The sequence below is a fragment of the Vagococcus sp. genome, assembly GCF_052102835.1.
In the GTDB taxonomy this organism is placed as follows: Bacteria; Bacillota; Bacilli; order Lactobacillales; family Vagococcaceae; genus Vagococcus.
Genome location: NZ_JBQEIL010000002.1, coordinates 177,221 through 199,816, shown reverse-complemented (window position 1 = coordinate 199,816; position 22,596 = coordinate 177,221). Strand labels below are relative to the sequence as shown.

20 protein-coding genes are annotated in these 22,596 nt (G+C 33.9%); 5 read left to right on the top strand and 15 right to left on the bottom strand.

Features of this window, described 5'->3' with window-relative positions:
- Positions 1-10: 10 nt before the first annotated feature.
- The 4 genes from ACTJFD_RS02970 to ACTJFD_RS02955 all read right to left on the bottom strand — a co-directional run bounded on the left by ACTJFD_RS02970 (position 11) and on the right by ACTJFD_RS02955 (position 4,131).
- The gene (locus tag ACTJFD_RS02970) at positions 11-625 is read right to left on the bottom strand and encodes a hypothetical protein (protein ID WP_442259611.1); all 615 of its coding nucleotides are present in this window, start codon (positions 623-625) and stop codon (positions 11-13) included.
- A 23-nt stretch (positions 626-648) separates the two neighbouring features.
- A complete protein-coding gene (locus tag ACTJFD_RS02965; RefSeq protein WP_442259779.1) occupies positions 649-966 on the bottom strand; it encodes a PTS lactose/cellobiose transporter subunit IIA in 318 nt (105 codons plus the stop codon).
- Positions 967-999: 33 nt separating this feature from the next.
- Positions 1,000-1,314, bottom strand: coding sequence for a PTS sugar transporter subunit IIB (locus tag ACTJFD_RS02960; protein ID WP_442259610.1), 315 nt, complete (start codon positions 1,312-1,314; stop codon positions 1,000-1,002).
- Between the two features lie 129 nt (positions 1,315-1,443).
- Positions 1,444-4,131: a sigma-54-dependent transcriptional regulator gene (locus ACTJFD_RS02955; protein WP_442259609.1), complete on the bottom strand. Its 2,688-nt coding sequence runs from the start codon at positions 4,129-4,131 to the stop codon at positions 1,444-1,446.
- Positions 4,132-4,291: 160 nt separating this feature from the next.
- On the opposite strand from ACTJFD_RS02955, the gene ACTJFD_RS02950 reads away from it, so the two are divergent.
- Positions 4,292-4,861, top strand: coding sequence for a hypothetical protein (locus tag ACTJFD_RS02950; RefSeq protein ID WP_442259607.1), 570 nt, complete (start codon positions 4,292-4,294; stop codon positions 4,859-4,861).
- Between the two features lie 21 nt (positions 4,862-4,882).
- On the opposite strand, the gene ACTJFD_RS02945 is transcribed toward ACTJFD_RS02950, so the two are convergent.
- The 3 genes from ACTJFD_RS02945 to ACTJFD_RS02935 all read right to left on the bottom strand — a co-directional run bounded on the left by ACTJFD_RS02945 (position 4,883) and on the right by ACTJFD_RS02935 (position 7,167).
- On the bottom strand, positions 4,883-5,338 hold the full coding sequence (locus ACTJFD_RS02945; RefSeq protein WP_442259605.1) for a YaiI/YqxD family protein: 456 nt from the start codon (positions 5,336-5,338) through the stop codon (positions 4,883-4,885).
- A 16-nt stretch (positions 5,339-5,354) separates the two neighbouring features.
- Positions 5,355-5,831, bottom strand: a complete 477-nt coding sequence (locus ACTJFD_RS02940; RefSeq protein ID WP_442259778.1) for a DUF1456 family protein — start codon at positions 5,829-5,831, stop codon at positions 5,355-5,357.
- A 73-nt stretch (positions 5,832-5,904) separates the two neighbouring features.
- Positions 5,905-7,167 carry a S41 family peptidase gene (locus tag ACTJFD_RS02935; RefSeq protein ID WP_442259603.1) on the bottom strand — a complete coding sequence of 421 codons (1,263 nt, stop codon included), beginning with the start codon at positions 7,165-7,167 and terminating at the stop codon, positions 5,905-5,907.
- A 291-nt stretch (positions 7,168-7,458) separates the two neighbouring features.
- Between ACTJFD_RS02935 and ACTJFD_RS02930 the strand changes: the two genes are divergently transcribed.
- The 4 genes from ACTJFD_RS02930 (at position 7,459) to ACTJFD_RS02915 (ending at position 11,061) form a co-directional block, all read left to right on the top strand.
- On the top strand, positions 7,459-7,980 hold the full coding sequence (locus ACTJFD_RS02930) for a hypothetical protein (RefSeq protein ID WP_442259602.1): 522 nt from the start codon (positions 7,459-7,461) through the stop codon (positions 7,978-7,980).
- Positions 7,980-8,768, top strand: a complete 789-nt coding sequence (locus tag ACTJFD_RS02925; RefSeq protein ID WP_442259600.1) for a DUF6681 family protein — start codon at positions 7,980-7,982, stop codon at positions 8,766-8,768. Before ACTJFD_RS02930 ends, ACTJFD_RS02925 begins: the two co-directional genes overlap by 1 nt.
- Before the next feature lie 372 nt (positions 8,769-9,140).
- Complete coding sequence (locus ACTJFD_RS02920) at positions 9,141-10,451, top strand: polysaccharide deacetylase family protein (protein WP_442259598.1); 1,311 nt, start codon at positions 9,141-9,143, stop codon at positions 10,449-10,451.
- A 121-nt stretch (positions 10,452-10,572) separates the two neighbouring features.
- Positions 10,573-11,061: a GNAT family N-acetyltransferase gene (locus ACTJFD_RS02915; RefSeq protein WP_442259597.1), complete on the top strand. Its 489-nt coding sequence runs from the start codon at positions 10,573-10,575 to the stop codon at positions 11,059-11,061.
- Between the two features lie 59 nt (positions 11,062-11,120).
- On the opposite strand, the gene ACTJFD_RS02910 is transcribed toward ACTJFD_RS02915, so the two are convergent.
- The 8 genes from ACTJFD_RS02910 to ACTJFD_RS02875 all read right to left on the bottom strand — a co-directional run bounded on the left by ACTJFD_RS02910 (position 11,121) and on the right by ACTJFD_RS02875 (position 22,594).
- The gene (locus tag ACTJFD_RS02910) at positions 11,121-12,737 is read right to left on the bottom strand and encodes a CAP domain-containing protein (protein WP_442259595.1); all 1,617 of its coding nucleotides are present in this window, start codon (positions 12,735-12,737) and stop codon (positions 11,121-11,123) included.
- Between the two features lie 171 nt (positions 12,738-12,908).
- Positions 12,909-13,550 carry a DUF421 domain-containing protein gene (locus ACTJFD_RS02905; RefSeq protein WP_442259594.1) on the bottom strand — a complete coding sequence of 214 codons (642 nt, stop codon included), beginning with the start codon at positions 13,548-13,550 and terminating at the stop codon, positions 12,909-12,911.
- A gap of 5 nt (positions 13,551-13,555) precedes the next feature.
- Positions 13,556-14,002, bottom strand: a complete 447-nt coding sequence (locus ACTJFD_RS02900) for a DUF3290 family protein (protein ID WP_442259592.1) — start codon at positions 14,000-14,002, stop codon at positions 13,556-13,558.
- A gap of 213 nt (positions 14,003-14,215) precedes the next feature.
- Positions 14,216-15,163: a DHH family phosphoesterase gene (locus ACTJFD_RS02895; protein ID WP_442259591.1), complete on the bottom strand. Its 948-nt coding sequence runs from the start codon at positions 15,161-15,163 to the stop codon at positions 14,216-14,218.
- 13 nt (positions 15,164-15,176) lie between these two features.
- The gene (locus ACTJFD_RS02890; protein ID WP_442259589.1) at positions 15,177-16,502 is read right to left on the bottom strand and encodes a DRTGG domain-containing protein; all 1,326 of its coding nucleotides are present in this window, start codon (positions 16,500-16,502) and stop codon (positions 15,177-15,179) included.
- Positions 16,503-16,713: 211 nt separating this feature from the next.
- Entirely contained in the window at positions 16,714-18,387 is a 1,674-nt protein-coding gene (locus ACTJFD_RS02885) for a ribonuclease J (protein ID WP_442259587.1), read from the bottom strand.
- A gap of 285 nt (positions 18,388-18,672) precedes the next feature.
- Entirely contained in the window at positions 18,673-19,188 is a 516-nt protein-coding gene (locus tag ACTJFD_RS02880; RefSeq protein WP_442259586.1) for an ECF transporter S component, read from the bottom strand.
- A gap of 190 nt (positions 19,189-19,378) precedes the next feature.
- Positions 19,379-22,594 (bottom strand): DEAD/DEAH box helicase, encoded by a 3,216-nt coding sequence (locus ACTJFD_RS02875; RefSeq protein ID WP_442259585.1) that lies wholly within the window; start codon positions 22,592-22,594, stop codon positions 19,379-19,381.
- Positions 22,595-22,596: the final 2 nt, after the last annotated feature.

Sequence of the window (22,596 nt, the reverse complement as noted above, 5' to 3'; positions counted from 1 at the left end):
TTTCCTCCCCTTAAACTTGCCATGAATTGAAATCAAAAGCTGATTCCACTGTATTGTTTGGATCATATTCTTTTAATAACTCTGCATATTGTTCTTTGTAAGTATTGCTTACTTCGGCTTGTGGGATGACTTTACTTGCTTCATGTAAGAAGTGTTCCGAACCACGCCCCATTTCTTTTCCTCTTGTTGTATGTTTATCTAACGCAATATCTGGAATTTCTGGAACATAACCCATTGCAAAGTTTTTAATCACAATATTTTTTAATAAATCAGATGAACGATCTTTTTCAGAGTTACATAGGTAACGAATGGCATGAATAAAGAACATTGCACGATCGGCTTCATTATATTGGAAAGCTTGACGCATTTGGTAAAGTGAATTAATCATAATCGCTGCGTTAGAATTTCCCATACCAATATCTTCAACTGAAATTGCTAACAGACGACGCCATAATTTTTCTTCAAATTGTGGTGATGTAATGAACATTTCATAAGCAAATTCACATGCATCTCTTTCTTTGCCACGACGAATACTTTTTTGTAATGCTGAAATCACTTCATCTCCAGCTAAACCATTTCTTGTTGTAATTTTTGCCCATGGATCGTTAATAAATTCTTTTGACATGTTAATATCCCCCTGTAATATTTTTATTTTTTATCAATATATTGATAAAGTTCAATAATTTCTTTGGCTAAGTCTTTAAATGTCATTCCCGTCATCAAATGATCTTGACTATGAACCGTCAATAATGACATCACGATATCGTCCCCATTCGCTTCTGCCGTTAATAAACTAGTTTGTGCATGGTGCGCTTCAACTAATGATTCGTTGGCTAATTTTATTTTTTCCTCAGCACCAACAAAATCACCTGCTTTTGCTAATGCAATCGCTTCTACAGCTTCACTTTTGGCATTTCCAGCTCTCACGATTAAATTCATGACGGCTTCCAGTTGAATTTGACTCATTTCTTTTTTAGACATTTTGCTGCCTCCTTTTTTCTAACCGATTAATTCAATTGCTCTTTTTAAAACTGCTTCCCCATCCATCATGCCGTAATCGCGCATGTCAATCACTTCAACAGGTAATTTTTCCGCCCATTTTTCTTTAAATTGAGCTTCCATATATTTGACTTGAGGTCCTAGCAATAGAACATCAATTGGTTTTTCTGAATCACCTAAGTAAGTATCTGCTTCTGAAACAGAAACAGCAAAAATATCAGCATCGTAACCCATTGCTTGAGCTGCTTTTTCCATCTTAGTTACTAATAAACTAGTACTCATTCCTGCTGAACAGGCTAACATTATTCTTTTCATTGTGATTTCTCCTTTGATATAATTTGTTGTTCTACTTTATATAAAGCAAGTTCCATGCCAACTTTATTACTTGATACCACTAGCTTTTAGCTCTACACACATAAAAAACTAGCTTACACAATGTGTAAACTAGTTCAGAGTAATTTCAATTTGATTATTTCGAATCATTTTTAGAACATAGGCTAGGTCATCTTGTGAGAACTTAATCTCCATCATTTTTTCTAATACCGAAAATTCTTGCTGGATAGTCAAATATAACGCATGATGTTGCTCAATATAAGCTAAGCTCTCTAAAAACTCAGGTCCTGTTTTTTGACTAATCTTCTTATCAATTAAAAAAATCATATGAAGTTCTATCCCTTGAATAACGGAGTAAGGTAAAAGCAACTGATGTTGTTCACATATTTTTTTCAATTGATGATCAATCTTTTGCAAAACTTCTGGAACATGTTTAATTGTTTTTAACTCTGATGCAACGGTTTCAGCAATATCATCAAAGCCAACTCCCGATCCGACAATTTCTTGAATGGTTGCTATTTTTTTGTAGTCAAACAAATCAGTTGCTGGAACATAAGTAATACCAGGATAATCAACCTTGACCGTACCCGCAATCAATTTTATATCGCGTTCCGATGAGAGAATATCAATCTCTCGCCTAAACTTATCACGATCTAAAAATTGAAGTGCCCTGATTTCAACATAATCTGGATCGAGTAATTTAACGAGACGTTCTTCTAAGCGTTTCGCTACGCCCTCACCCGTAAAGCAAGTGACAATTACGAGTGGTTTACCAGTCTTCTTAACTGGTGGTAACATTTGCTGAACCATATTGTTAAACATTGCCACAACACTACGATAAATTTCTTCCAAGCTACGACCTAAGGAAGCCAAGCGTAAACTTTCTAAGACAATCATCGTATTCGACAGCGTGATTACTTTCGTCCGAATTGCTAATTCTTGTTCAACCAGACCTGAAAAATTATTAACAGATCCCATATCTGTCAATAAAAGTAATTCATCTGAGGTGTCTATCTTTTGATTTTCAAGTAATTGTTTGAGCTCTTCGTACACATCTTCGACTTTAGAAGTCAACGGTAAATTTAGAGCAAAACCAATTTTTAAACCTAATAATTCTTGTACGGTTTCCAGCATACTCGTTGCTGTTGAATTTCCATGCATTAAAACTACAACCTGAACATTCTTATCGTCTTCAGCATTCGCTATGAGGACATCATTTGTCCAAAACATCGCAATGAAGCCGATTTCATCAAAAGGAATTAAAAGGTTAAACTCCCGTTCAAGGATAGAGGAGATCCTCATCGCAAGCTGAAACTCTGTTGGATGATCTCTTCTTAAACTATCTAAATCTGGATGAGTCATTCGCTGTTTATTTTTTATTCTTTCAATCATTGATTGAATATGTAAGGCAAAAGTAAACTTTTCCTTTTCATCGAAAGTTTGAGCCAACTGCTCTTCGACATCTTTGTAAATCTCATTCACAATATTCCAAATATCATCTGGAATAATTTCTTTATACATATTGCTATGTGACAATTTATTGATATAGCCTTTAAAGTAACCTTCGATATCCTGAGAAATAAATTTTTCTAATAATTTATCTTGACCGTCATCAACTTCATCTAAACGGTTGGTAATGGATTGATAGATCGCCATATCACTTGTAGTATCTTTTTCCCAGATTACTTCACTTTCACCTGGGATAAAAGTTAACGATAATTGTTGTTTATCTGTTAAAGGATAGATTTTATCTTTCATTTGTTTTAAACGAAGTAAGCCTTTTTGAACCGTTAACGTTAGGTCTTTTTCTTCAATTGTAATCATCGAAGCATGCTCTTTATTTTTTTTACTATAAAGAAAAGCTTTCGCACAAGCTAATTTTAAATCTTGTTTCAATTGACCTATATTTCCTTCGGCATGGTAAAGTAAAAAAGCTAAGATACTGCGGTTATCAATCATTAATTCACCATTCAAACGATTAGACTCTTGCTGTAAAAATTGTTTAATAATATCCAACCGTTCCTCCAACGTTCGATCTTCTAAGCTAGGTAATTGGATTTGCATTGGAATCCGGCGATTAAATGTCGTTAAAAATAAATCTCTTGATTCCGTTGTCGCCCCAATAATTAAAACAGAAGCTCTTTTTTCCTCATTTGAGCCTAAAACGCGATAAACGCCTTTATCGATAAAAGTAAACAACATCTCTTGTCCCTCAGGAGGTAAGCGATGAATCTCATCTAAAAATAGTAATCCTCCGTTCGCTTTTTCAACCAAACCGACTCGAGATTCATCAGCACCAGTAAAGGCTCCTTTTTTAACCCCAAAGATATGCCCAAATAACAGTTGTGGATTTTGTGCATAATCAGCGCAATTAAATGAAATAAAAGGGGCTTCTGGTCCGATACTATCTGAACGCTTAGCAAAATGATACATACATTCAGCAAACATCGTTTTTCCTGTTCCCGTTTCACCAAAAATAATGGTATGTAAACCAATTGGCGGATAAAGAATAGCCGCTTGTGCTTGCTGAATCGCTCCTTTTAATGAACCCTCTCTCCCAATAAGATTATCAAAGGTTATTTGACTCTCTCTTTTAAATCTTTTTTCAGTGATAGCCAAACGACGATATTTAACTGGTCGTGTATCGCGTTTTTCAATCTTTTGCTCTTTTGCCAATTCATGTAAATAGCGACTAGCGTTGGAACGTTCAATGCCTAGAAAGGTAGCAGCTTCTATCGCTGTTACTTCCCCTTGTTTCAAGACAATCTCATATATTTCCTGTTTTCTAGATTTACTCAATTTTATTCACCCTTATAATTTGACTGCTTCACTTAGTTAATAATAAGCTACTTAAATAAAAATTCAAACAAAAATACACCGAATTTATGAAAAAGCTTTCTTTTTAGTTAATTATTTTTAAAAATGCTATAATAAATAAAAATTAAACTAAGGAGCTTTTATGACTTATCTTTATGAAAATGCTTATTCTTTTTTACTCCCTTTTGCTCAACCCACCGATCAAAAATTACTTACACAACCGGACTATTTGATTGACCATTATGATGAGATAAAGTTAACACTCGAGACAACGATTCTTGATTATTTACCTCAACCAATGCCAGATTTCGCTATTTATTCCTATGAATTTGATCAAGATGCGAATTCAGCACAACTTAAATGGCGTCAAAATCACACAACTTATCTTGAACAATATCGTCGTTTTATTTTTACTCTTTTAGGTTATTTTCCACATTTTTACCTTGATTCAACAGAATTTAGTGGTGATGATTTTGAAGAACCTCATCTCTATCAATACGAACGAACCTTAGCAAGTGTTGAGAGAGTCGATGATATGTTGATTTCAGCTCTTAAAAACTTTTATCACGTGTTACTTGTTTTTCCAGATGAAAAAGTTTTGATTTCAGTTAACGACTTGCGGCTTGATATTAAAACAAACAATCTCCTTTTTCTTGAATTTGCTAAAAAAATTGCCTGTACTAATGGTCTATATCTCCAAACGATGAAATAAAAAATAAGCCTCGTTTTAGGCTTATTTTTTTATCTCTCTATTTTGAAGTTCTTGATCTAACTGGATTATAAATTGTTCTCGATTTTTTTGTGTAAAAGCTTTTGGACCTTTCGTTCGCTTACCTGCTTTACGCAATTGACTTCCCATATACCGTTGAGTCAACAAAGCATCAATTGTTTCTGGTAGGTACTCTTGTCCACTATGATGAAAGATGCGGACACCTTTACTTAATAACAGTGAGGCTAATCCGTAGTCTTGGGTAATCACAAAGTCTCCCTGTTTAATCTCCTTAACAATTCGATAATCTGCACTATCTGCTCCTTTATCGACATAGATAAATTTTAAAAAATCAGGATAGTCTTTGGTTGTATAATGATCGACACTTGTCACAATCAAAACAGCCAAATCATATTTTTTAGCAAGCTGAATGACTTCTTCTTTGACTGGACAGCCATCGCCATCAATGACTAAGCGCATCTCGCTCACTCCTTTCTTATTTCTTAACGGGACGATATTGAACCATCAAACCTTTAATAAAGTTTCGAGCAAAGTTATCGCCACAAGTGATGTAGTTACGATGACCTTCTTTGCGTAAAATAGCTCCTAATTCACTCTTAGAAACATTAATTCCAGCTTCATTAAAGACTTCAATCATGCCTTCCGTTGTTAAAGAGAAAGCTATCTTTAATTTTTTTAATAATAAATTATTCGCATTGCCATTATCTAATTCTAATTTGGGAGCGGGACCTTCTTTAGGACCACGTTGAGAGGTAATCATTCCATTTAAAAAACGTTCAAAATTTTCATCTGTTAATTCCAACTCGTAGTTTTCATCATCAATTTTTTTTAACATTGATAAAAGTTCTTCACGAGTAATCGTTACACCACCTAAATGAAAAATTTCAATCATGTCTTTGTCTTTAACATCTAAAGCGTAACGTAAACGAGTTAAGCGATCATTGTGGTTCATTTTTATTAACACACCTTCCATTTCTCTAATTCCTAGTATAACAAATTAAAATAAGCGAGCCTATTCCTATTTTTTAGTTAGCCAAGCAAAATTCTAATACCTTGTCCCGTCCTTCTTTACGACTAGCTAGTGTTTCTTCAAGCCAAATATCTGGTTCAATTCCAAGATTGTGATGCGATTTACCATTAGGATAGCAGGTTTTCTTCGCTGTCACCATAAAAACACCACCCGTTGCTAACTTAATCAATGCCGGTTGTCCGGTCGAACCTGCCGTCATCTCACCAACTAAACGAGCTCGTTTTTCATTATCAAAATTAATAATAAAATTTTCAGCTGATGAATACGTTCCTCTATTTTGAAGAATCGTCACCGGTAAATCCTTTAACAATCCCCTACGCTCTTCATAATAGTCTGTTTCAAGTGTTTCAACCAAGTGTTGATGATGTAGCATCTGATAAGCCTGACGTTCATCAGCATCCGCATGATTTGAAAGCTGCTCTTTTTGATAAAACATCATGGTCCCTGACGCGTAACATTCCGCATCGAACACTTGATGATATGTTTTTTCAGTCAAAAATTCAGTATCATAGAAAGCTTGGGTTAATTCATTCGCAAATCCTGAGTTTCCCCCCAGATTGTCACGAACATCAAAGATGATTTCTTCATAATCTAAGTATTCTGGTGCGTAACGATAAAATTCAGTCACAATCTCTGGCGACATAAAATGCTTCAAACGAACAACCACCTTCTTACCGATTGCATAAATTTGAATAGCTTCGGTTTCACACCAAACAACCTCTGCCTTAATTTTTTCCTGTGCTTCAAATACTGTTTTTTGATAGCCAAGTTTCACGGTTTCACCGTCTTCAAAAACAAGCTCAAAATCTTCGCTTCCCAAAATAAAAAATGGGCTGTTTTGAAAATACTCCAGAGAAACTACTTCACTATTTTTCCAATAAAGTCGACTTAATTTTTTCAAAAAATCAGATGCAGTTTGTTGATTTATCAATTGAATAGGACGATTTTTAAATTTTTTATTTTCTATTGATGTTTCCTTGATGACAAGTTTGCCAGTTACAATTCCAAGTCTAAACGGAAGATAAAGTGGTTGTTTTAATGACGAGGGTAAATATACTAGAGTATGTCCATCATTTAATGTAGCTGTTACCTTCATTAATTTAAAGTAAAAACTAGACAGTGATATCTCTTGTTTCACCTCTTCTAATAAGCTAAAACAAGCGGTTGACCAGGCTTCTATTTTGGGGTCTGTCCAATATGGAAATAAATTTAAAGCTTGTTGATAAACAGTTAAAATATCTCTTATTTGTTCCGTCATTCTTTTATCGTATCCTTTCAGCCTCTAGTCTCATTTTTCAACCACTTTACCAGAAAAACAAAACTTTTCTATTATTATATAATAATAATAGAAAAGGAGAAAGTTAATAAGGAATAAAGGCGTTCGGTCATTTTTAATTATTTTAAGATTTATTTTTTTAAGACTAACTAATTTTTTTCCTTTATCAAAAATAATTTTCATATTTTTAGATATAACTCTTAAAATATTCATGTTTTTATCCTATACTAGTGTTATTGTCATTTTAAATTATTTTGAAAGGAGAATTTTGAAATGAAACAAACAAAAATTGTTGCTCCTTTTCTCAAACCAATTGCGATTTTAGCAATCTCTGTTAGTATCTCAACGACGACTGCGGTCATTGATAGTAAGAGTTACAAAGCACCTAAACCTGAAAAAATTGAGTCGACATTGACCACAACGACAACAGAAATCAACAACGGTAAAACTACTCAAACAACAGAAACTAATCAGATAAAAGAAAAAGAGGTCAAAAAAGAAACCAATCAGAGTAAAACGACGGATTCAAGTACTACAGAAAGCTCTAATAACCAGAATAACGAGAAACAAACCCAACCTTCTAATTCACAAGACAATAATAATAACAATAATAGTAGTAATGATGATAATATTCAAAACAATAATAATGCTGGAAATAATAATAAACCAGCAACCGACGATGAAAAACTTGATGAAGACACTAACTTAAATCAACAAAATAAGAATACGCCTTCACAAGACAATAAAAACACACCCAATAAAAACAATCAACCAATAGAAGCAGGTGATCAATAATGGACGCTTTATTTGCTTTGATTTTTGCAAACATTAGTAAGTTTTTAAATTATTTAAATATCAACCCACGTTTACAAAACAAAATTTTTACTGTCGTCAGCATTTTCCCAACGCTGTATATCTTAAGAATCGTCCGAGGTTACTTTAGAAATCAAAATTATTTACGTGGCAGTCTCTACCTTGGCATCTTTATTGTCCTCACTTACTTTATCATTTTAAATTTTATTTATTATTTTAAAGATCGAAAAGTCAAGTGGGATGTTACAAACTTCATTGAAGATATTGTCCCTGAAGATGTTACTTTCTCAGGTGATCCTACCCAACAATCGGCAGGAATTGGAACAATTAAAGGGAAAAGTTTACCCCTTATTTTTAATGAAGATAGCGATTTAATTATTGAAGAAATTATTCATGACTTAGTTGAAAAAAGCGAACTAAAACCTAATGAATTAAATAGTAATACTTATTGGATTGATAAATATTCTTTAATTCCTTATTATCGTATAAAAAAAGGCAGCTTACTCATTGGTAGCAACTATCAAAAACTCACAGAAATTGCTAAAATCGACTTAGCAGACGGTGAACATGCGACTCTAATTCCTTTAGGTGTTTTTATTTTAGGTGGACCCTATCAATTAGATGGTATCACTTATAAAGAACCTTTTTCAATAGAATTACGCGTTCGTGAGGAAGAAGACAATATCAATCGAACACTCCCTAACCAGATGAATCATGAAGAAAAAAAATTAATGATGAAGCGCCTAATTCTAATAAAGAATAAACTTTAAAACAATCTTTTTGTAGTGCCACCTTATTAACTTTTTAAGGTGGTTGTTTTTTAGTCCCTCAATATAAAAAAACAAAAAACTCCTAACCTTAATAGGCTAGGAGAAAAAGGAGTTGTTTTATTTACTTTGGAGGAGTAAATAAAATGAAAATTTTGTTAGGGTTGTTTTGTTGGTATACTTATATAGTAAAGGATAAATATGTACAATTTATGGTGATTTTGTTTTTTTTTGTGACTTTTTAGTTAAAAAACAGTTAAGAAGAAACTTTTTATTCTTTTTTTTACTTTTTTAATTGTCTTTCCTTGAATACTAGTAAAAATATCGTTAGAATATAAAGGACGAGTTAATCAAAATAAACATTAAGATGAAATGGTGATCATTATTAAAACAAAATATAAAATTTTGTTAAGTATACTGTCTGTATTACTTGTAGCAGAAGTAATCATTCTTATTTTTTTCATTAAAAATATTCATGTCCAACAGCAGCACCTTAACGAAATCAAGAAAAATCAAGAAACACTAAAAGTTCAATTGGAACAAACTTTAGACGAACAACAGTTTCCTAAAAAAAACGTGCCACAACAAAATCTAAAACAAATCAGAGCACAAGTTAAAGAAGATCAAACTAACTTAGCGACAGTTAAAACTTTTTCAAATGATTTAAAAAAAGAAAAAAAACAAGCACAAAGTAAACAAGCGATGAATCAAAAACTTTATGATGAAGTGAGTAGAAAACAAAAAACACAAGAGCTTTTAGGCTCATGGTATCAGGACGATCCATTAAAAAACCATCAATTTCAAGAAGATGGAACTTTTAAAAAAATACCAAGCGCTACTGATATTCAAAACTTAGAAGCAACGGTAACCACTTTACCTGATGATGCCTTTAAAGCCAAAACGCTACTTGCTTTGAGGCAAATTAAACAGCAACGAAGCCTTGTTGATACTTTACAAAAAGAAATGAAACCTTTTATTCAAAAAAAGCAAGTTGTAAAATATCCAGATAAGAAAAAACTTATCTCTCTTAATGAAATGTCACGCAAAATTAAAGAACCTGAAACACAACAACACTATCTACAAGCTCTTGTTCTTTTGAAAAAACCTAAACCTAAAGAAGAGAATAATAAGAAAATGGTCGCTTTAACTTTCGATGATGGACCAAACGCCTCTAGCACGCTAGACATTGTTTCTATTTTGAAAAAACATAAAGTGACTGCTACTTTTTTTATGTTAGGATTGATGGTTGATCAAAATAAAGAGGTCGTTGAGACCATTCACAAAGAAGGCTTTACCATTGCAAATCATAGCTATAGTCACAAAGATTTAACTAAAATTTCTACTGCTAATCTACAAAGTGAAATTAATATAACCAATGAAAAAATTAAAGCGATCACAGGTGAAACTCCTATTTATTTAAGACCACCTTATGGGGCATTCAATAAAGCAGTCACAGATACAACTCCAATGACAATCTCGCTCTGGAATGTTGATTCACTCGACTGGAAATCAAAGAATCCCAAAGCAATTGAAAAGGAAGTCAGACAACAAGTTAAAGAAAAAAGTGTCATTCTGATGCACGATATCTACCCGACGACTGCACAAAGTCTTGATAATGTTATCACTTATTTAAAAAAAGAAGGGTATTCTTTTTATTCTATTGAAGAACTGCTTCCTTACTTATAAAAACGAATAAAGAAGGTTTTTCTAATTAAAACCTTCTTTTTTTCGTCTTCTCCTTCCTTTCTTGGTTGTTTTAAGTTATTCTAAGATGAATGACTAATTATGTTTAGAAGGAGTTCTAACTATGAAAGAATTTTCACACCCAACATTTCCAACGATTCATATTAAATTAATAGCAGAAAAAAAAGATCATGACCATGTCAGTCAATTTTTAAAAAGTCACTATGCAGAACTTACTTTATCATCTGCAACGCTTGCCACTGATGACCAAATAAATTATCTGTTTAACGACTTACCAGATAATACTACCAGTTACAATAAAAATTTATATGGTATTTTTGACAATGAGGAACTTATAGGGATCATTGATTGGATTATCAACACCCCTGTGGATAACGAAGCTTTGATTCATACTTTTATGTTACAAAAACGCTATCTAAAAGAGGGATTAGCTCAACCCCTTTATCAAGCTCTTGAACAAATGGCTGAAGAAACTGGTTGTGAAGTTATTAAATTAAAACCGCAACCCTCAGAAATTGCGTCTCAGTTTTGGCAAAAAGAGAACTTTGTAACAGCAGAAACATTTGATACGATTGAAAAAAAATTAAATTAAATCAAAAGAGGCACCGTTAAGATATCTTTCACTTAACGGTGCCTCTTTTCTTTTTATAACTATTTATTTCCATAAATAGTAACTGCATAAATGGTGCCCTCTATTTCAACTAATGCCATCCCAACTGAATTAAATTTACTCGCAACCATATTATTATAATGAGAAGGACTCGCCTTCCAGCGAGTATATAAATCTGTTGCAACTGCCTGACCTTCTTTAAAATGACTAGCTGTTGCCAAATTCTCACCTAAACTATTATAAGAACTGTGCCAAACTTTTCCTAGAACATCAGAGACCGATGTATAAAAACGACTGCCATTTGGGCGGTTATGTGTGAATTGTTTTTTTATTTCTTGCGCTCTGATTTGTGCCGCTTTATCCAAAGTGGTATCTCGTTTTAAAATCACTACTTTTTTTCCTTGTCTCTCTTTATTTAGCAATGACAATAAATTCGTTTGTGCCTTTTTTTGTTCTTGTTGATTGAAAACAACTTTTGATGCTAGTCTTCTTGCATTTGCTAAAGAACCGTTAATTTGTCGAACTGTTTTACCACGATTGACTTCTTTCTTAAACTGCTCTCTTTGAACAGTTGTTAATTTTAATTGTGTTAATTCACGGATAGCTGCTTGACGACTAGCTAGCAGTGTTTGATTTCCTGTTAAAGCTTTCACCTGTCTTTGTTTTTCAGGTGTATTCACTCTTTGCTTGACTTCTTTTTCAACTGTTTCTAATATCGGCTCATCTTTTACCTCACGTGTTTTATCTTCCTCAGCCAATATAGGATCTTCCTTTGTTATTTCGTCATTTTTTTGTTCGTCCTCAAATTCATTTACTGTTTCTTTTTTCTCTACTTCAATTGACGGTTCTGTTTCTACCACTCCCTCCGTTATCTGAGTAGGAACACTTTCTTCTATTTCTTCAATCTCTAGAGCTGTTTCTTTTTTTATTTCTATAGGGGCTTCAAGTTTTTCATCTGTTTCTTCAGCCTGTTTCTCTATTTCTAACTCTGATTGGGCCTCTTCTTCTACTTCAATAGGGGGAGAAATAACTGGCAAAACTTCTTTTTCCTGATTATCAGAAGCTAATTCTGAAACAAGGAGGGAATCTTCTTTTGCCACTGCATTTTCAGTTTCTTCCTTTGACGTTTCTTCATCAACTACTTGTACTGGTTCTTCTTGTTCAACTCGATCTCTTACATCTGTTTTTGGTTCTTCTATTTGATTAGCAAAAGGAAGGCTTTCATTTACTTTATCTTCTACCGTTAGGATTACCTCACGTTCTAAAACCCCTTCTGCTGAAGTGACTGAAACTTGATCACCTGAAAATCTTATTTTAGTACCAATCGGAATCTGATACTGCTCTCCCGGTTTGAACCCGTTTAATGCCATTAACTTATTAAATTTAACATTTAAAACTTGTGAAACTTCATAAAATGTATCACCTGTTGTAAAGGTGAAAGAATGCTCTTTATTATTTAATCTTTGTGTAATTTCTGTTTGAGAGTTAGCTGTCCAGCTATTTGCTTGAACTTTTTGTTCAATTAGCAAAATATTTGTTCCAAGCAACGCCACAAAGACCATCCCCTTGATAGCCCAATTCGTACGTTTCTTTACTAACTTCATTCGATATGCATTCTCTCCAACGTCTTCTAAATCTATTTTTCCAAAAATTAACATACAAACCACCCTTTTAAGTGTATTTTTTTACTCCTTATAACTGTTATTATACCTAATTATATTTATAGTAGAAGTTATCTGCTTATCTATTCAAATTAAGGTACGATTTGTATTGTCAGAGTAAAAAAAAGAGAAGGTTTCCCTTTCTCTTCGTTGTTTTAAAAAAACATTTTAGTTTTTTATTTTATTATAGACACTTAAATTTAAACTACCATTGATAAATTGACCCAAATAGATATTCGATAAATCGGTTCCTTGGCTTTTTAATTCAGAATCTAGCCATTCACGATCTTTACCAAATGATTCCAGTATATCGAAATCAATCACACCATTCGTAATCACAGGAAATTTCACAATTTCTTCCCCGTACTGAATAATAGTTAACTGACCATTTTGCTCTTGAATCGCTCTTTTTACTTGACGTGTATCATAGATATTAACAGAGCGTAATTTAAACATTAAGTCGCTCGCTGAAATCCCTTTTCTAGCACAGGCATCTACAATAACTTCTCCATTTTTTATTAATGTTATGGGCTGTCCATCTATAAACTTCTTCATAAACCCTACATTTTCTTTTAAATATTTAAATAATACAACCAAAAAGGTCCAAACAATTAAAATCAATAAGAATTGTAAAATGGTAATTTGTTGATTATAAATCACACCACCAATAATTCCCCCAAGCACATAGTTTTGAAGTTGATCCAAAGTGGACGTTGGAGCTAAATTTGCTTTACCTAATATATTCATTTGTAAAATCAAGCATAAAATACCAATTGCTAGTTTAATTCCAATTTGAAGATAATCATGCATCATTATTACTCCTTCACTAAGTTTATTTTATCTTGGATTAAAAAGGTTTCTTCTAATTTGTACGATGATAAATCAGTATTCATATTAATTTGATAAATTTTGTCATCCACCTCAATTAACATTTCATCTTTAATATATTTTGAATTAACTGCTAATCTTGATTTTGATACTTCTTGATTTTTACTGATATTTTCCATAAAAGCTAACATTTGTGAAGAATTACTTTGATTAACTTTACCAATTTCGTATTCATTGACCTGAATCCCTACTAAAAAAACTAAAATCAGTGTGATTAAAACAAATAAATCCCGATACTTTCTTTTTTCTTTACTTCTAAATTGTTTCAAAGCAACGAAAATAAGAACAATTAAAAGTGCGATTAAAATATAATATTTCATTGCATTTCCTTGGCCTGCTTGATTATAAAAAAATTGATATGTATAAAAGTCCATTTAAATCACCCTTTCACTTGAAAAACACATCCATACTCTTTAACATCCATTATAAACAAAAAAAAAGCTTTTGTAACGTTAAAGCTTATTTTATATTTAAAGAAGACACTTAACTTTTAATTTTAACTCTTAAAATCAATATAAAAAAGACTGATCAAAAAAATCAGTCTTACTTTATTTAATCTCATCTTTTCACTGAACAGATTCATTTTTTTATTTGTACTCTTTAACAGCCGTTTTAATTTCTTCAAAAATTATAGCAACTTCAGCTAAGTCTTTTGCATTACAGCCACTTGCTAGAGGATGTCCACCTCCATGGTGACGTTTAGCAATTGTATTAATGACAGGTCCTTTCGAACGTAAGCGAACACGATAAAAGCCTTCAGGTTGTGCCACGAAAATTCCCCATGCTTTGACTTCTTTTAATTTTCCCGGAATCGGTATAATCGCTGGTGTTTCCGAATCAAGTACTTCAAAACGATTCAGCACTTCTTGCGATAAGATAACTTTAGCAGCTCCACTCTCATCTATTTGAATATTTTCACTAACATATCCAGATAATCGAGCAATTTTTTCCGTAATTTCATCCATTTCACGACTTAAAGCAGCCGCATCAAACTGATATTCTCTTAACTTAGAAGCAACCCAAAAAGTATGACTGGTTGTAGCTGGATACAAAAAGCGACCTGTGTCACCAATAATTCCTGCATATAATAATCGAGCCGCTTCATCCGTCATCTTTAACTCTTCTTGATGTTCCCAATAAAAATCATAAATAATCTCACTCGTACTACTTGCCTCCGTATTGACCCAAGCGATATCTCCATAGGGTTCATCATTAGGATGATGATCAATTTTTAATAACTCTTTACCTAATTGATATTGTTCACCACTAATTCTAGGTGCATTTGCCGTATCCGTTGTGATAACCAATGCCTCACGATACATTTCGTCGGTCACTTCATCCATTGTCAACAGATAATCTAAATCATTAACGGGGCCACCAACCGTATAAACTTCCTTTTCAGGAAAACTTGCTTTAATAATTTCCGCCAAACCACCTTGCGAACCTAGAGCATCTGGATCTGGACTCTGATGGCGGTGGATTATAATACGTTGATATTCTTTAATTTTTTCTAAGATTTGATTCGTTATTGTCATCTTTATCATCCCTCTACGTTTGTTCCATCAATTGACAAATCACAATAGCTTTAGCTACGGACACATTATCCAGCAATAGATCAAGCTCAACTTTTGCTGAGCGGCGACCAAAATCAATTACCGTTGATTTAACATCAATGACGCTATCCATCTGAATTAATTTAAAATAATATAAACTACTTTGTTCAATAATTGAATTGCTTTTATGCTTGATCATCATCACTCGATGCGTAACATGCGAAATTAATTGATTTAAAACACCATACGCTAAAGTTCCCATACTATTTACCATTTGTGGGCTCACAGTAAAAGAGAACATCGGTAATTCACCACGCTCTGAATGTCCTTTTTCCACAATTTCAGCAGCAATTTGATCCGCTAAAGTATTCGCAATCACGGGCTGTTTTTGGATCATTTGCAAGGTTTGCATCACATCGCGACGTGATATAATTCCATTTAAAGTTAAGTCATCTTCTACAACAGGAATGATTTCAATTCCATCCCAAATCATCAAGTGTCCTATACTTGCAACGCTCATGTGTTGCTTCGCTTGCCGTGGATTTTTGGTCATCACTTTTTCAAGTAATTGCGTTGAAGCTTTACCAGTAGCATCTTTACTTGTTACAATCCCCATTAAGCGATTTGATTTATTAACGACTGGGAAACGTGTGTCTCCAGTCTTCTCTACTAAATAGAAATAATCAGCAACCGTATCACGAACGGTTAGATAATCTGTTTCTTCAAGCGGTGTTTGAATGTCACCTACCATCACAATATCTTTTTTAATCATTTGGTCACTGATAGCACGATTTATCAAGGTTGCAACGGAAAATGTATCATAATTTGTTCGCATTATCGGCATTTCCAATGTGTCGGCTAACGATAATATATCATTCGATACATCAAAGCCACCTGTTAATAACACAGCTGCACCACTTTCCAATGCCAAACGTTGAACTTTTTCACGATTACCAACAATCATCAAAGCCCCTGGTGTAATATAACGTTGCATACTTCCTGTAGTCATGGCGCCAATCACAAATTTATCTAATATTTTTTCCAATCCTTTTCTCCCTGCTAAAACTTCACCCTCGATAATTTTTACAACGGTCCCAAAAGATAATTTTTCGATATGTTCTCTCACTTTTTTCTCAATTCGAATCGTACCGACTCGTTGAATTGTCGAAACTAGTCCAGTATTTTCAGCTTCTTTAATTGCACGATAGGCTGTTCCTTCACTCACTTGTAGATCTCTTGCAATTCCTCTAACTGATATTCTCTCACCTACTGGTAACTTTTCAATATATTCAAGAATCTGATCATGTTTTGTTACTGCCATTTTTATTCACCCAACTCTCAAATATCTTCTTTAATTCTACTGTTTTCCCTTCACACTTATCCGTAAACATTTTAGCATGCTTACCAATAAAAATAAATTTATTAACTTGATAAAAAAACAGCGTTCTCAAAAACACTTAGAAATTCTAGTAAAAAGTCTGAAACAATTCGCAGATATGCATTTTGTTTCAGACCTTTTTTAATTTTTTAAATTAGCGTTTTTTTTGGCTAGCTTCCATAATCACAGGTAAAATCACCGGGCGACGTTTCGTTTGTTCATAAAGATAACGACTAACTTGCTCTCTGATTTCCTGTTTTAGAACGCCCCAATCAAACTCTTTTTTATCAAGGTTTTCTAAAACAACTTTCTCAACAATCGTTGCACTTTCTTTGATTAAATCTGTGCTTGTTTTTAAATAAACAAACCCACGTGAGGTAATTCGTGCACTTGAAATTATTTTTTTCTGACGGCGACTAATCGTGACTGCAACAATAAAAATACCATCTTCTGATAGAATTTTGCGATCTCGTAAGACGATATTCCCAACATCACCAACACCTAAGCCATCGATTAAAATATTGTCTGCCTCAGTACTCCCTGTCATGCGCAAACGTCCCGTTTCAAATTCTAAAATATCACCACGACCAGTAATAAAAATATTTTTATATGAGATACCAACTTCATGTGCTAAATCAGCATGTGCGGCTAACACACGATACTCACCTTGAATAGGGATAAAGTACTTAGGTTTCATTAAATTAAGCATTAACTTCAAGTCATTTTGATTACCATGACCAGAAACATGAATATTATCTGAAATTGTTTTAACCGTACCACCTGCTCGATAAACCATGTCTTCCGTTTTTGCCAACGTGGTTTCCATTGCACTTGATGGCGAAGTGGTTATATAAACTAAATCACCTTCTTGAATTCGGATCGTACGATGACGACGACTAGACATTCGTTGAAGTGATTTCAGTGGTTCACCACTACGACCGGTTTCTAAAATCAATAATTGATTGGCCTCATATTTTTTCATTTCTTTTTCTTGAATCAAGATGTCTTCGCTTGGTAAGCTTAACTTTCCTAGTCGAATTGCTGTTTTTACGATTTGCTCAACATCTTTACCTGTTAGCATCACTTTTCTTTCTGAACGATGAGCCGCATCTAAAATTTGTTGCACACGTTGAATATTGCTAGCCACACTCGCGACAATAATTCGTCCTTCCGAATAACGCAATGTATCATAAACTTCTTCACGAATTTGATTTTCGGACGCAATCAGTTGATCACTTTCCGCATTTGAAGAGTCACTTAATAAAGCTAAGACCCCACTTTTACCAATTTCTGCTAGACGAGCAAAATCAGTTTGATACAATGAACTCGCGCTTTGATCAAACTTAAAATCTCCAGTGTAAACGATGTTACCTCGTTCTGTATTAATAACAACCCCAACTGAATCTGGGATAGTATGTGTTGTTCTAAAAAAGCTAATGGTTGCTTTAGCAAATTCAATTTCGGTTAATTCATTAACCACATGAAAATCATTGAATTTTTTCGTATTTGGATAATTTTTAACATTTAATTTAGCTAACTCAATGGTCAACTCTGTTCCAAAAACAGGCACTTCTATTTCTTCTAACAAATAAGGCAATGCTCCTATTGCATCCGCATGACCGTGAGTTAAGAAAACACCCGCTATTTTCTCACGATGTTCCTTCAGATATGAAAAATCTGGTATCACCATGTCAATTCCTAGTTGATCGCCTTCTGGATATTTTAATCCACAATCTAAAATAAATATTTCATCCTCCACTTCGACAACGTAAATACTCTTACCATTTTCTCTTACGCCACCCAAGGGGACAATTTTAATTTGACTCATTACTTTATCCACCTCTTTTTACTTTCTTTTATTTCAAAGTTTTTTATTTTGCATATCTTATGTACAAAAAGTCTGCTGACTCCTTCTTCTACTAAGAAAGGCAGTCATTAGTCCTACTTTACCTTGTTCCTACTCGAACTAACTCAGTTCCCATTTTAGCACAAAAAGAGGGAGCGTGACAAAACTTAAAAATGTTGTCCGCTTCCCTTTAAGTTTGGATTATCCGCTAAAACCCGTCATTATTAATGCCTTATACTCTAAATTTTTAAAATCATTCACTTAAATTTATTTTTCTTTGCGTTTTAAGATGGACTTTTCAGTTATTTTCGCCTTTTTTAAATAGCGCATCATCACAATTGCTCCAATGGTTCCACAAAGGGTTTGACTAATATTTCCTGGAAGCGAGGCAATGGCTGCCCCCCATTGATATAATAAATCATTTGCATAAAAATACCCAATAACCATCACAATTGAAGCAACACAAAGGCCAATGACTTGTCGTTTTTGTGATTGACCATACCCTATTCTTCCTGCCAAATACCCTTGCAATCCATGGATTAGTAACGAAAAGGGCATCCATTGTGGATAGCCTAAGATCAAGTCTAGTAATAATCCACTAATACCACCAACAAATAAACCAGCCGGTCCTCCTAATAGTAGAGCTGTCGTATAAATTCCGATTTCTAACAAGTTAAAATAACCTTTGCTTGCTGGTAATGGAATATGAACCACTAGGCCTAATACGACGGACAAAGCTGTTAAAACGCCTAATAAAGCTATTTTTTCTCGAACAATCTTCATAGCTCCAACCACTTTCTCTAGTATTATTTTTTTTATCATACCATTGCTTTAAAAAAAATGATACTTTCATCCTTTAAATAGGTGGAAAAAAAAGACTGAACCAAACGTAGTATCCTCTTAAAATTAGATTTTTGATTCTAACTTTAAGAGGATACTACCAAAAGGACAGTCTGCTTTTATTCACTTATATTTAAGAACCGATATCCAAAATTGTTTTTAGATCATCCATTGTTAGACTTGATAAAGGACGAACCGTTTCTGAATCCATCACTTGATTAAATAATTCTTTTTTATTCAATTGTAATTGATTCATTTTTTCTTCAATCGTTCCTTCTGACATTAATCTGAAAACTTCAACTTTTTTGGTTTGACCCATTCGATGTGCTCGCCCCGTCGCTTGATCCTCGACCGCTGGGTTCCACCATAAATCATATAAAATGACTGTATCAGCACCGGTTAAGTTCAAGCCGGTTCCACCCGCTTTTAACGAAATTAAGAACAGATCACGCTCTCCTCGATTAAAGCGGTCGACCATTTCTTGGCGTTTTTCAATTGCCGTACTTCCTCTTAAATAAAAGGTTTCAATCCCCATCTCATCAAACGATTCTTCTAGCATCGATAACATTCCGGTAAATTGAGAAAAAAGTAAGATACGTCGGCCATTAGATTTAGCATTCGCAACAATATCAAGCAACTGATTCATTTTGCCTGAATCACCTTTATAGTCCGGTAAAAATAAGCCTGGATGACAACAAATCTGACGCAAACGAGTCAAACCTGCTAATATAGATAATTTATTTTTGTTAAAGCTACCATCATCCATCGCGATAACTTGTTCTTGCATTTGTTTTAAGTAAGCTAAATAGACCGTCTTCTGTTCTTCTGATAATTGACTATATAAATCCGTTTCAATTTTATCGGGTAAATCTTTCAAGACCGTTTTCTTATCGCGGCGTAAAACAAATGGTTGAATCATCATCGCAATTGTTTCAGTTGGTAATTTTCTGAATTTTCGAATAGGAGGGAAAAAACCAGGCATTATCATTCTAAATAAAGCCCATAAATCATCCAAGCGATTTTCAATTGGAGTACCACTCAACGCAAAATGATGATCTGCTTTGATACTCTCTAAAGCTTGGAATGTTTTAGTCGCTGCATTTTTAACCATTTGTGCTTCATCCAAAACCAAACTGTGAAACTGATGTTCTTTATATAAATCTTCATCTTGACGTGCCGTTGAATAAGAGGTAATCAAGACGTCAACCCCTTGCTCTGTCAACGAACTAATCAGATTTTGGCGTTCCTCTTTCGCTCCTGAAATAACAGCGACTCGTAACGTTGGCGCAAATTTTTTAATTTCAATCTGCCAATTATACAACAAACTAGCAGGCGCAACAATTAGACTTGGCTTTATGAGCGCTCCTTCTTCTTTTTCTGAGAGAAGATAAGCAATCATCTGAACTGTCTTTCCAAGTCCCATATCATCAGCTAAAACACCACCAAAGTGATAGTGACTTAACATCTTCAACCATTTAAAACCAGTTTTTTGATAATCACGTAAGGTTGCTTTTAGCCCCACTGGTAATGCAACTTCATAGTCATCGGGATTACGTAAATTCTCAACCAATCCATCAAAGGATGAGGAGGTCGTTACATCAGACATCTCATGAATGGCCTGATTAACTAATAAACTCCGATGCTTCGGAATCGTTAAATGCCCTTTGGTTATTTTAATATCTTGACGTAATTGCTGAATAACTTGACTTGCTTCTTTAAATTGATGACTTTCCAGCATTAATAACTGACCACTTTTCAATTGATGATATTCTTCTTGTTTCAATAAACTTACAAGAACCTCATTGACTTCAACCTCATCAATATTAGTAATATCAAATTGAATGTCTAACCATGAACCTTCATCTAAAATACTAATTTTAGGTTCATAATCTTCGTCCTCAACAAAAAATTCGGAAACAGCGTCTGAAAGAGTGACTTCAGCATATTGCTCAAGCATTGGTATTTCATCTCGGAAAAAATGATACAATTCTTCTCCCACAGGAAATTTACGATAAAAAGCGGTTTGACGTTTGACAAAATTAAAGTGCTCTAAAATGGTTTCTAATTGTAGTTCTCGAACTTGATCGCGAATAATTCGTGCTTTATCGGATTGTTCACTCGTGACTGCCTCATCGGTTGAAAAGATATAATCGCCATAGCAATAATCTACACGGGCTGCAAGTTGTTCTTGATCTTTAATTAAATAAACTCGCGCTTTTAAAGGGACTCGAAGTAACTCAGCATCCAGTTCTTCACTGACTTCCACAACTCCGATACTCTCTAAACTAGGCAAAATATAAGAAAATAATTGCCCTACCATTTTTTCTGTAAATAAAATTTTGGGTGTTGAGACCCGTTTCAATAACTGTTGCAATAATTCATACCGTTCTACTTGATAGTGAGTAAGCTGATAAATCGAATGTCCCGAAATAATCCATTGGTAATTTTCCAAATAAATTAATTCACCGTGATGAACATGTAATTGATAATCTTTTAACCCAACTGGTGTCACCCTAAAATGAATCGGTGGTTTCTCTTTTTTAAAATAGAGTGTTTCAAATTTTTCTTTTTCATAAACTAACATTAAGCGTTGGTCTTCCATCAAGCCCTCAATAAAGAAACGTGCTTCAAAAGCATCTAATATTAAAAAGCGTTTGTTGATTTTCCCTTTTTGTTGAACTTGCAAAGGATTCAACATTTGATTATTACGATGGATGTCTACCAGTCTTTCTAACCATTCCACTTCACGAGTCATAAAGGAATATTCACTAATCGTAAATGAACGATCAGCTAGTTGAAAAAGACCTTTATTAACATAGCTTTCAAGAAATTCACTAATGTTTCGAACAATATAAGTTCGCTGCCCTGGCCCTCGATGACCAATTTTTAGATAAAGACCAATCACTGCTTGTTCAGGATGATAAGATAAAGGTTCAACGATTTCTAAAAACCACTCTAAAACTAATTTATCACCCACTAACAAGTCTTTAGCGATTGTTTCCTCTTGTAAGCGAGAAAAACTACGGGAAAAGATGGTTGCTTGTGACGGTGCTTGAAAAGATTTCGGATCACTGGCTTTTTTCTTAATATACCGATTGAGTCCTTGTTCACGCAAGGCTAACTCAGTCGCCACCGTATGTTTACAAAAACCATGCTGTTGCCAATAAATACACTGACAAACATCTTCCTCTTTTGCTGTTCCATCTAACTCAATATGAAAAACTTCTGTGCCTAAAACTTCCGCATACCAGACTTGTTGCTCCTCATTTTTACTAATTGAAACAACTCGTCCTGTTTTGGCATAATCGCGTCCTTCTTCAACTATTTTTTCTGGAATTGACCACTTCATTG